Below are 11,935 nucleotides of genomic sequence, written 5' to 3'. Positions count from 1 at the left end.
CTCACTCGCCTGTCAAATTTGCTTTCACAATATTGGATAATTGCACGTCTACGGGTGTCTCATTGACCAGTAACTTCAGAGTGTCCTCGTCCACTGCGGCAATCTTGCCAGACAGTTTACGGCTTCCATTTACGGGTTTATATAATTTTAACTGTATATCATGTCCCAGGTATCGATGGTAATGTTTTTTATAAAACAGAGGCCTGGGTATACCGGGTGATGATATTTCAAGACTATAATTGCCGGAAATAGGATCTTCAACATCAAGTAAGGCGCTAATCTGCTTACTGACTCGTTCACAGTCATCAATCCCGATGCCATCTTCTTTATCGATATAAATACGCAATAACGAATGGCGCCCCTGTGACAAATATTCACAGCCCCACAGTTCATAGCCCAGGCTATTCACCAACGGTTCCAATAATTCCTGAATATCTGTTCTTATCATATTCCACTCTGCACATTTTATTCCGGCAGCGAGAAAATTCGCACAGGACAATGACCCGTCGCTTGAAAAACAGTAAGCAATAATCGGAGTTTACGGTGTATAAAGTTGCCGCACTTTATAAAGATTGCAAACCGACGGGTGTGCCTGATTACCGGGTAATACATAACAAAAAACCCCAAAAATGGGGTCTTTTAGATAGTGGTAGCGGGGGCAGGATTTGAACCTACGACCTTCGGGTTATGAGCCCGACGAGCTACCAGGCTGCTCCACCCCGCATCAACTGAGGCAAGTATACGCACACTTACCTTGCATAGCAAGCAATTTTTTCAAGTTATTGCAGTTAAGCAAACGCATTGATGCAGGCACTGATCAATCCAGAAGGGAAAATTCCCAGGTAAAGCAGCGACAAACAATTAATGGAATAAAAAATTTGTGCCGACGTGCTTAACTGAACAGGCGCGCTGTCTTTCGCTTCATCAAAATACATGACCTTGACAATACGGACATAGTAATAAGCGCCGACAACCGCAAAGAGCAAGCCCAATACAGCAACCCAGGTTAAATGGACATCCACCAAAGCTTTCAGGACCAACAACTTGGTAAAAAAGCCGACAGTAGGAGGAACCCCAGCCATGGAAAACATAACAATCAGCATCAGGAAGGCAATCCATGGGTTGCGTTTATTCAACCCTTTTAAATCATCAACGTTTTCTACTTCCAGTCCATGGTTAGACAGTAAGACAATCAAGCCAAAGGCACCCACTGTCATAATGGAATAAACCAGCACATAGTAAAGACCCGCCGCATACCCTGCTTCGGTCGCGGTGAGAATACCAAAAAGCGCATAACCAATATGGGAAATCGCAGAATAGGCAAGCAGCCGTTTAATATTGCTTTGGGCAATGGCGAACAAATTCCCAAACCCCGTCGACAACAACGCCATGATCAACAACAATTGCTGCCATTGAGCAGAAATATCAACCAGGGCCAGAGTCAGCAGACGCAGGGTCATGCCAATGGCCGCAATTTTAGGGGCTGCACTTAAAAACAGCGTGACGGAGGTGGGAGCGCCCTGATAGACGTCCGGTGCCCACATATGAAAAGGCATGGATGCGAGTTTAAAGCCCAGGCCGACCATAATGAAAACCAGACCAAAGGAAAGAAGCGAGTCCTCTTCCTGCCAATTGGCTGCAATCGCATTGGCGATGTCCAGAAGATCCAATTTTCCGGTGGCACCATAAATTAAAGACAATCCGTACAGCATCATTCCAGACGCAATGGCTCCCATGACAAAGTATTTCATCGCCGCTTCGGCAGCATCACTGTTGGTTCTACGGATAGCCGTCATGGCGTACAGCGGCAGGGATAACAACTCCAAACCAAGATAAATTGTCAACAACGAATGCGCCGAGACTAATACCATCATCCCCAGCGTGGAAAAAAGACCAAGAACATAATAATCCCCGGCAGGCATCTGGCGCTCATCGACATACTGGCGCGAATAAATAAATGAAAAAACAGCACACAGGTAAATAAAGATTTTCATGAGCTGCGCACTGTCATCGCTGATAAACAAACCACCAAAGATAATGGATTTGTAACTTCCCAGTAACAAGGCACTGATAACCGTGCATAGGACCAACCCAATAATGGACAAAGTCAATGCAATGTTTTTGCAGTAATCACGCAAAAAAAGGTCGCTTAGCAGAGCCAAAACCGCTGTGATCAACAGGATGATTTCCGGTAAAGCTACGTGGATATTATCAAGCAAGGACGTCATGTTCATTTAACCTTGTAAATTATAGTTTCGATTTATCGGCCTGAGCTAATGTGTGGCTCACTGTTTGATGCACATATTCAAGCACGGGCTTGGGATAAACTCCCATCGCCACAACCATGATAACCAGTAACACATAGGCACTGATTTCAAAACCGGACAGGTCCTGAAGGGCTGCAATTTTGTCGTTTTTTACGGGTCCAAATATGACACGCTTATACATCCAGAGTGTGTAGGCTGCCCCTACTATCAATGTCGTGGCGGCCCAGAAAGCAATCCAGAATCCGGCCTTGATACTTCCCAAAATGACCATAAATTCACCTACAAAGCCAGAAGTGCCCGGTAAACCAGCATTGGCCATGGCAAACAACATAAAGAACGAAGCAAAGATGGGCATGGAATGGACAAGCCCGCCAAAATCCCTGACCTGCCGAGTGTGCATGCGATCATAAATATAACCCACGCCAGCAAACATTCCGCTCGACACAAAAGCATGGGAAATCATGACAATAATAGCACCTTCCAGAACAAGACCGGCATTTTGTAAGCCAGAGCGTTCGGCAATGGTGAATATCGCAAAGCAACCCAAGGTTACAAAACCCATATGCGAAATGGACGAATAGGCAATAAGGCGTTTCATGTCCTGTTGGATAACAGCGACCAGGCCAATATAGACTACCGCAATCAACGACAGCGCAATCATCACATCCGCATAATACCGGCAGGCATCAGGGACAATGGGTAAAGCAAAACGGATGAAACCATAGGCACCGAGTTTAAGTAGAATAGCGGCAAGAACGATGGAACCGCCTGCTGGCGCTTCCGTGTGGGCATCAGGCAACCAGGTATGCACAGGGAACATGGGTATTTTAATGGCAAAACCAAGGAAAAATGCAATAAAAATCAATGTCTGGGCAGTCATGCTCAATTTTACAGCATAGAAGGTTTCGATTTTAAAGGACCCGGCAATGTAGCCCATGTAAAGAAAGGAAGCCAGCATCAACACAGAGCCTAAGAAAGTGTACAGGAAGAATTTAATGGCAGCATAAACACGATTATCCGAACCCCAGATACCGATAATCAGGTACATGGGAATTAAGGTCGCTTCCCAGAAAATATAAAAGACAATCGCGTCGGTCGCGGCAAAAACGCCAACCAAAAAGCCCTGCATAATCAAAAACGCAGCCATGTATTGGCCAACGCGCTTGTGAATACTGGTCCAGGTAGCCAGCACGACAATCAGGTTGGTAAAAATACTTAACACAATCAGTAGAAGAGACAACCCGTCTACACCAAGGCTGTAATTAATTCCCAAAGCCGGCATCCACGCCATGTCTTCCAGATATTGCATGCTGTAGGTGTTCACATCAAATCCACTCACCAACGGGATGCAAATCAGTAACGTCAACAATATCGTAAACAATGTCAGATAGCGTGAGACATTGGGATTATTGTCATCACCGGTCAGGAATACAAACACGCCTCCAATAATGGGTAACCAGATCAATAAATTGAGCAAATGATGCATACCTTCACCTTATAATCAGCCTAATAGCAACCAGCATAAGAAAACAATTAAACCCAACACCATGACTGTTGCATAGTGATATAAATAGCCGCTCTGAATACCACGTCCCTTCTGAGCGAACCAGCGCACAGTACGCCCTGCACCGTTCACAACGAGTCCATCAATGAGTCGTTGATCGCCGGTATTGTAAAAGAATCGACCGAGTGCTTTGGAACCGGCCACGATCACTTTGTCATTAAAGGTGTCAAAACCATACTTGTTAAGCAACAAGCGGTAAATCCAGGAGAAGGAACTTGCCAGTTTTGCCGGGATAGCAGGGAAGGCGATGTATCCTGCCCAGGCAATGGCGATACCCGCCAGGGTTAACCAGAATGTCAGTGACAGCGGGGCATGCAATGCTGTTTGTAAAGGGGAATGCACTTCCCGCGACAACTCGTGAAGCACGTTGTGTTCAGGCAGCACGAACAGGGATTTACCCAGCAGAGTCGGAACATCATAAAGCATGGGCATGAACAGAATATAACCAATAATCACCGAGGGTATGGCCAGAACTACCAATGGCAACCAGACTACGGCTGGTGATTCATGCACATGATCAAAGGTATGTTTATCCATGCGTGGCGTACCATGGAACGTCATGAAGAAGGAGCGAAACGTGTAAATAGCGGTAACCATCGCGCCAAGGGCAACGCAGAAATAGGCATAAGTGCTTCCCGGGATGGTGGATACTTTAGCTGCCTCAATGATGGTATCTTTCGAATAAAATCCTGCAAAAGGCGGGATAGCGCACAATGCCAGACTGCCGATGATGTAGGTCACGTAGGTAATGGGCATCTTACGCCAGAGGCCACCCATTTTTCGCATATCCTGTTCATGGTGCATGCCAATAATCACAGAACCGGCACCAAGGAATAGCAGTGCTTTAAAGCAGGCATGTGTCAACAAATGGAACATGCCGGCACTGTAGGCAGAGGCGCCCATGCCAACCATCATGTAACCTAATTGCGACAAGGTGGAATAAGCGACCACGCGTTTGATGTCATTCATCACCAGCGCCAGGAGTCCAGTGAACAATGCACCGGTCGCGCCAATAACAAGAACCAGGGACAAGGCCGTTGTGGAATATTCAATCAGGGGTGAAATCCGGCCAATCATGAACACACCCGCAGTCACCATGGTGGCGGCATGAATTAATGCTGAAATAGGTGTCGGACCTTCCATTGATTCCGGTAACCAGACATGCAGGGGAACCTGAGCAGATTTACCCATGGCGCCGATGTAAAGCAGGATGCAAATCACAGTGACCAGCGACCAGGGATGACCAGAATACAGTTCAATTGTTTGGGTGTTCAAACTGGAAGCGCTTTTGAAAACCATGTCATAATCCAGACTTCCGGTGTAAGCCAGAACCAGACCTATGCCCAGGACAAAACCAAAATCCCCAACACGGTTGACTAAAAAAGCCTTAAGACTCCCTTCAATGGCAGACTCTTTACTGTACCAAAACCCGATCAGGAGATAGGAAACAAGACCCACACCTTCCCAACCGAAGAACAGTTGCAGGAAATTATTGGCAGAAACCAACATGAGCATCATAAAGGTAAAAAGGGAAATGTAGCTGAAGAAGCGCTGATAGCCATCATCCTCAGCCATGTACCCAATACTGTAAATATGAACCAGTAAGGAGACAAAAGTCACAATAACCAGCATCACTACCGAAAGGGGATCAATTAAAAAACCGATGTGAAATTCATAGGGAAAAAATATCCCGCCGCTTGCCCAGGTATAGAGGTTGACATTCACGGACTCGTGAGCGCCGCTCAAAATGGCAATAGCAACGTAAAGCGACAGCAGAAATGACAGCGCCACCCCGGCTATAGTGACCGAATGCGCACCAACCCGTCCAATCTGATTACGGAAAAAGCCTGCGACAAGCGAGCCGAACAGCGGTGCGAGGACAATGATAAGACATAGTTGTTGAATGCTCACGTTGTTAACCTTTTAAATGATTCATTTTATCAACATCAATATTGCCCCGATTGCGATAGAGCAACATCACTATAGCCAGGCCAATGGCTGCTTCAGCGGCAGCAACCGTCAATATAAAAAAGACGAATACATGCCCAGTCACGCTTCCATAATAGTGAGAAAAAGCAACAAAATTCGTGTTTACGGCTAATAACATCAGCTCGATGCACACCAGCAACAGGATAATGTTCTTTCGGTTAAGCATAATGCCGACAATACTTAAACCGAAAAGAATGGCTGCTAGGATGAGATAATTATTTACTGGTATCATGGTCATTCCTATGATTGTTTTTCTGACTTCATCGCAATCAGCTCGATTCGATCGTTGCGCTCAGTCATAATCTGGCTGACGATGCTTTGTCGCTTGGATCGGGCAATGTTTCGATGCGCCAAAGTGATCGCTGCAATAATAGCGACCAATAACAACACAGCCGCCAACTCAAATGCGAATACGTAATCGGTATAAAGAACCCTGCCGATAGCTTCTGTGTTTGAAATCGTCTTTGCAGGCTGGGCAACCACTTCATCGTACTCGTTAAAGTTATCAACAACCGTTGTTGTCACTGGGGTTTGTTCAACCGCTGCTTTAAACATGTTGTCCGGCAAGGCAATGAGCAGTAATCCAGTCAGGAATGCTACTATAATCAGCCCAAAGGGAAGGTAACGGACAAAATGGGATTTCATGGATTCAATGTCGATATTCAACATCATAACCACGAACAGGAACAGGGTCATTACTGCTCCCACATAGACTAAAATAAGGATCAGCGCAAGAAATTCCGCGGACACCAAAATCCAGAGTACCGCACTGGCAAAAAATGTCAGCACCAGAAACAACACGCAGCGTACCGGGTTATTTTGAGTAACCACCATTAATGCTGAAAAAATTGCCAGTGCAGCAAAAACATAAAATACAATTTGTATTAGCAACTCATGCATCTCGCACCTCGTTAGCGGTAATCTTTATCAGCATCTCTATCTTCAGCCAGTTTCTTTTCCATCAGGCTGCCGATAGCCAACAATTTGTCTTTGGTTAAAATATTCTGCCCGCGCTCCGTGTAGTGATAGTGCTGGATAGGGGTCACAACGATGGAATCGACCGGGCAGGATTCTTCACACAAACCGCAATAAATGCATTTGAAGCTGTCAATATCATAACGTGTTGTGCGCCGGGAGCCGTCTTCGCGCACTTCCGATTCGATGGTGATCGCTAGCGCAGGACACACGGCTTCACATAATTTACAGGCAATGCAACGCTCTTCACCATTTGGATAACGGCGCAAGGCTAACATACCCCTGAAACGGGGGGATACAGGAGTACTTTCCTCGGGAAACTGCACGGTAAATTTCTTTTTGAAGAAATATTTACCCGTTACTGACAACCCAGAGAAAAGCTCCAGCAACAGGAAGCTCTTTATGTAATGTTTGATGTATCGATATAATTTTTTCATTACTTAGCTCATTGCTCGTTAAAACCATGGCTTCAGATGAGTTATCACCATCAAGGCGGTAACAATCACCCAGACTATGGTCACCGGGATTAAAACTTTCCAACCCAGGCGCATTAACTGATCATAGCGATAGCGAGGGAAAGTGGCGCGAATCCACAAATAAACAAATAGGAAAAAAGAGATTTTTAAAAGCAGCCAGACAAAACCGGGAACAACAAAGAAAATGCTGTTAAGAACTGGAATGCCCTCAAACGGTGATAACCAGCCGCCCAGAAACAGAATGGACAACATGGTGGAAATAAGAATCATGCTGGCGTATTCCGAAAGGAAGAACAGGGCAAATCCAATCCCTGAATACTCGACATGGAATCCAGCAACAATCTCTGACTCCCCTTCCGCCAAATCAAATGGCGCGCGATTGGTTTCCGCAATACCGGCAATCCAGCAGGTTACAAACAAAGGCAACAGCGGCAAAAACCACCAGTGCCAAAGTCCTCCGCGTTGAGATTGGACTATTTCGCTCAGATTCATGCTGCCGGCCGCTAACAGCACCCCAACCAGAGCAAAACCCATGGCAATTTCGTAAGACACCGTCTGTGCGGTGCTTCGTAAGGCGCCAAACATGGCGTACTTGGAATTCGAAGCCCAGCCGGCGATAAGAACACCATAAACTCCCAGAGAACTCATGGCAAACAGGTAAAGCACGCCGGCATTAATGTCGGCTAAGACCATGCCTTCCGAGAAGGGAATAACAGCCCAACCCACCAAAGAAGGGGCCAATGCAAACAATGGTGCAATAACGAACAGGTACTTGTTCGATTTCGTTGGGATAATGATTTCTTTGGTGATTAACTTAATTAAATCAGCAAAAGGCTGTAGCAGCCCTCTAAAACCCACACGGTTAGGACCGATCCGTACCTGAATGTAACCAATAACTTTGCGTTCAGCATAGGTCAGATAAGCGACAGCGATCAGCAGGGGCACGACAATGATTAATATTTTTATAATAATCCACAGCAAAATGCCTATATCATGTAGCATAATCTTACCTGTTAGCGCTTAATAGTGATTGCAGCAAAAGAATGCCCGAGGTCAACTGTTTCAGGCATTGCATTGGCTACCCATACAACATCGGGTGCTATTCGCTCGTCTCGTTTGAGCGGCAATGTTATCTCAATATCTCCTTGAGATACAGTAGCAACCTCATCTAATTTCAATCTATTTGCCGTATCGGGATGAACACGGATACAAGCGGACTCCGCCGCCGCACAATGTTGCAGAGCCTGGGTGCTGCGCACAATGGCATCACAACGATACAGGGGCCACTCACCTACCCTGACCAGCTGCTGATGATAGGACGGCAACGACTCGGGAAAGTAGGGTTGGTATTTCACTCCGGATGTCATGTCAACAATGGATTTCACCTCGGCCAGGATTTCATCGCTGGAGACATAAGCAAAATTTTGACAATGCAGCAGATTACCCAATACCCTCAATATTTTCCAGGCTGGGCGCGCTTCTTCGAAAGGACTGCAGGCACCCTTCACGCTTTGCCAACGGTTTTCAACATTAATGTAGGTTCCAGAGGTTTCCGCATAAGGAGCCATGGGCAGAATCACATCCGCATAATCAAACATCGATTCATGTTGAAAAGCAGAGACCATGACCACGAATTCCGCAGCCAGCATTGATTGTCTGGCATTAAAGGGATTGGCAAAATCAAATCCAGGCTCAACGCCCAGCAGGAAATAGCCTTTTAATTTGGCATCAAGCGCTGATTGCACATCAAGACCGGGTTGAGACACGGTTTTGCCTGCCGTGGTTCGATGAGGAAGCATGCCCGCCAGCTCTGCACCGGCTGCGTTAGCGCCTGAGGTTAATCGCAGTACACGCAGGCCGCTGATGGTTTCAAGCACATGCACCATCGTGCGCAGCAAAGCCGCATCAGGATGATTTTCGCAAAGCGCACCCATAATGATGGCCGCCTTGCTTTGGCACAACTCAGCCGCCATGGCACGAGAAACGTCATCAACCTCGAGCCCCACAATTAAGCGTTGTACCGCTTCAGGCAATTTCTGGACATCGGTGGCCATGGCCGCAACCAGTTTTGCCAGCTGCATGGGCATTTCCTGGGGTGAGACAATGGCTTTCGCCCGAACATCGAAGTGATAGTCATAGTCTACGGGGTTAATCGCAAACAATTTAGCGCCATTTCGAAAGGCCTTACGAACTCGAAGGCCTGCGAGTGGAACCTCGCGATGAATATTGCAACCCAACAACAGGATTGCCTGTTGATGATCAATGTCCGCCAGGCTTAATTGATTCTCCCAGACGGCAGGCAAGCCATCCTGATCGCGGAAATCAACTTGTCTTAAACGGTAATCGAGGTTATTAACCCCCAGTTCCCGCATTAATTTTTGCAATAAATAGAATTCCTCAAGACTGGAGGAGGGCGAAGCAAAGGCAGCAAACTGCTCAGGGCCATGCTGTTTAATCACTCGACTCATCCCCTCGGCTACAAATTTCAGTGCGGTTTCCCAATCCACTGTCTGCCATTGACCCTGGGTCTTTATCATCGGGTGGCCTGCACGCATTTCGCTTTTAAGTCCCAAATAGCTGAATCGATCGCGGTCAGAAAGCCAGGTTTCATTAATCGCTTCATTTTCTTTAGGGACAGCGCGCATGACCTGGTTACGACGAACATGCAGGTACACATTGGAACCCAGGCAATCATGAGGGGCCAAACTGTCATGCTGTGTTAATTCCCAGGCCCTGGCTGTAAAGCGATAGGGCTTGGACGTTAAAGCGCCTACCGGGCACAAATCAATGATATTACCTGACACTTCCGACTGAATGCTGTGTTGTACGTAGGTGCCTATTTGCATCTTTTCACCGCGTCCGGTCGCACCAAGCTCACGCAGTCCGGCTACTTCCTCACCAAATCGAACGCAGCGTGTGCAATGGATGCAGCGTGTCATCTCTGTCGCGATCAAAGGCCCCAGATTATCGTCTTCAACGGAGCGCTTGGTTTCCTCGTATTCGGAACTGTCATGGCCAAATCCCATGGAAATATCCTGTAACTCACACTCTCCACCCTGATCACAAATGGGGCAATCGAGAGGATGATTGATTAGCAGGAACTCCATTACCGCTTCCTGCGAACGAATCGCTTCTTCGGATTTGGTAAACACTTTCATGCCGTTCGTGATCGGTGTCGCACACGCGGGAACAGGTTTTCGACCGTTTTCTACCTCAACCAGGCACATACGGCAATTGGCGGCAACAGATAATTTCTTGTGGTAGCAGAATCGCGGAATATAAATCCCCGCTTCATCAGCCACTTCAATGATCATTTTGCCATTTTCAACTTCAAATGTTTTCCCGTCGATTTCAATGGTAGCCATTGTCTAAACCTTCTCAATTATGCTGCGACGATCGAGCGTTTATGCTTAATAAAATACTCAAACTCATGATAGAAATGTTTTACGAAGCTCTGCACTGGCCAGGCAGCCGCTTCTCCTAATGCACAAATGGTGCGGCCATCAATTTTGTTGGCCACATTAACCAGTTTGTCAATGTCACCTGGCTCGCCGTGCCCCTCTCGAATGCGGTGGATTAAACGAACCATCCAGCCGGTGCCTTCACGACAAGGGGTGCATTGGCCACAGGACTCGTCCATATAAAATTCAGAAATGCGGTAGAGTGCATCCACCATACAGGTGGTTTCGTCCATAATAATCACCGCGCCCGAACCTAAACCGGACCCTGCCTTTTGAATGCTGTCATAATCCATATCCAGCCCCATCATGACATCCCCAGGGAGGACACGCATGGACGAACCGCCAGGAATAACCGCCTTGATTTTATTGCCATTACGTACCCCACCTGCCAAGTCCAGCAGCGTTTTAAAGGGGGTTCCCAGCGGAATTTCAAAATTTCCCGGCTTGTTGACATGACCGCTGACACTGAAACACTTCGTTCCGCCATTGTTAGGCTTACCGAGTTTTAGGAACCATTCACCGCCTTTTTCCAGAATGGGGGGAACGGAAGCAAAGGTTTCCGTGTTATTGATGGTTGTGGGTTTGCCGTAGAGGCCGTAATTGGCTGGAAATGGGGGTTTGAAACGCGGCATACCCTTTTTCCCCTCCAGCGAATTGAGCAAAGCAGTTTCTTCTCCGCAAATGTAAGCGCCGGCCCCCAGATGATTGTATAAATCAAAATCAACGCCGCTGCCCAGGATGTTTTTACCCAGCAGTCCCTCGGCATAAGCCTCTTTCAACGCTTGTTCTGTTCGCTCAAAAGGCAGCCAGAATTCACCGCGGATGTAGTTGTAGCCTACCGTAGCGCCCATGACGTAACCCGCAATCGCCATTCCTTCTATCAATTGATGGGGGTTATTGGTCAAAATTTCCCTGTCTTTGCATGTGCCGGGCTCTCCTTCATCCGAGTTGCACACCACATACTTTTGTACAGGGGCATTACGGTTCATGAAGCTCCACTTAAGGCCAGTCGGGAAACCCGCACCGCCGCGTCCGCGCAAGGCTGACGTTTTTAATTCCTCAATGATTTGCTGAGGTGGGATTTTTTCGCTCAGAATACGTCGCCACGCACTATACCCACCCACGCTTAGATATGATTTTAATGTCCAAGGCTCTTGCAGATGGAATGTTCGGTAACAGACTTGATTTAATTCAACCATGGCA

10 protein-coding genes and 1 tRNA gene are annotated in these 11,935 nt (G+C 47.0%); all 11 read right to left on the bottom strand.

The window, feature by feature from the left end; all coding sequences use genetic code 11:
- Position 1 precedes the first annotated feature (1 nt).
- Positions 2–448, bottom strand: a complete 447-nt coding sequence (gene rimP / locus GH742_RS01675) for a ribosome maturation factor RimP (RefSeq protein ID WP_203455877.1) — start codon at positions 446–448, stop codon at positions 2–4.
- Positions 449–647: 199 nt separating this feature from the next.
- Positions 648–724 (bottom strand) — tRNA-Met (locus GH742_RS01670).
- A 64-nt stretch (positions 725–788) separates the two neighbouring features.
- Positions 789–2,228, bottom strand: a complete 1,440-nt coding sequence (nuoN, locus tag GH742_RS01665; protein WP_203456811.1) for an NADH-quinone oxidoreductase subunit NuoN — start codon at positions 2,226–2,228, stop codon at positions 789–791.
- Between the two features lie 19 nt (positions 2,229–2,247).
- The gene (locus GH742_RS01660) at positions 2,248–3,753 is read right to left on the bottom strand and encodes a NuoM family protein (protein WP_203455876.1); all 1,506 of its coding nucleotides are present in this window, start codon (positions 3,751–3,753) and stop codon (positions 2,248–2,250) included.
- A 15-nt stretch (positions 3,754–3,768) separates the two neighbouring features.
- Positions 3,769–5,742, bottom strand: a complete 1,974-nt coding sequence (gene nuoL / locus GH742_RS01655; protein WP_203455875.1) for an NADH-quinone oxidoreductase subunit L — start codon at positions 5,740–5,742, stop codon at positions 3,769–3,771.
- A 4-nt stretch (positions 5,743–5,746) separates the two neighbouring features.
- Entirely contained in the window at positions 5,747–6,052 is a 306-nt protein-coding gene (gene nuoK / locus GH742_RS01650; RefSeq protein WP_108293432.1) for an NADH-quinone oxidoreductase subunit NuoK, read from the bottom strand.
- A gap of 8 nt (positions 6,053–6,060) precedes the next feature.
- Positions 6,061–6,720, bottom strand: a complete 660-nt coding sequence (locus GH742_RS01645; RefSeq protein WP_203455874.1) for an NADH-quinone oxidoreductase subunit J — start codon at positions 6,718–6,720, stop codon at positions 6,061–6,063.
- 11 nt (positions 6,721–6,731) lie between these two features.
- A complete protein-coding gene (nuoI, locus tag GH742_RS01640; RefSeq protein ID WP_203455873.1) occupies positions 6,732–7,232 on the bottom strand; it encodes an NADH-quinone oxidoreductase subunit NuoI in 501 nt (166 codons plus the stop codon).
- 18 nt (positions 7,233–7,250) lie between these two features.
- Positions 7,251–8,273 (bottom strand): NADH-quinone oxidoreductase subunit NuoH, encoded by a 1,023-nt coding sequence (nuoH, locus tag GH742_RS01635; RefSeq protein ID WP_203455872.1) that lies wholly within the window; start codon positions 8,271–8,273, stop codon positions 7,251–7,253.
- A gap of 11 nt (positions 8,274–8,284) precedes the next feature.
- Complete coding sequence (gene nuoG / locus GH742_RS01630; RefSeq protein ID WP_203455871.1) at positions 8,285–10,636, bottom strand: NADH-quinone oxidoreductase subunit NuoG; 2,352 nt, start codon at positions 10,634–10,636, stop codon at positions 8,285–8,287.
- Positions 10,637–10,653: 17 nt separating this feature from the next.
- Complete coding sequence (nuoF, locus tag GH742_RS01625) at positions 10,654–11,931, bottom strand: NADH-quinone oxidoreductase subunit NuoF (protein WP_203455870.1); 1,278 nt, start codon at positions 11,929–11,931, stop codon at positions 10,654–10,656.
- Between the last annotated feature and the right edge of the window lie 4 nt (positions 11,932–11,935).

This window comes from Legionella sp. MW5194, assembly GCF_016864235.1.
Classification (GTDB): Bacteria; Pseudomonadota; Gammaproteobacteria; order Legionellales; family Legionellaceae; genus Legionella_C.
The sequence above is the reverse complement of the archived record's forward strand: the minus strand, read 5'-3'. Positions and strand labels throughout refer to the sequence as shown.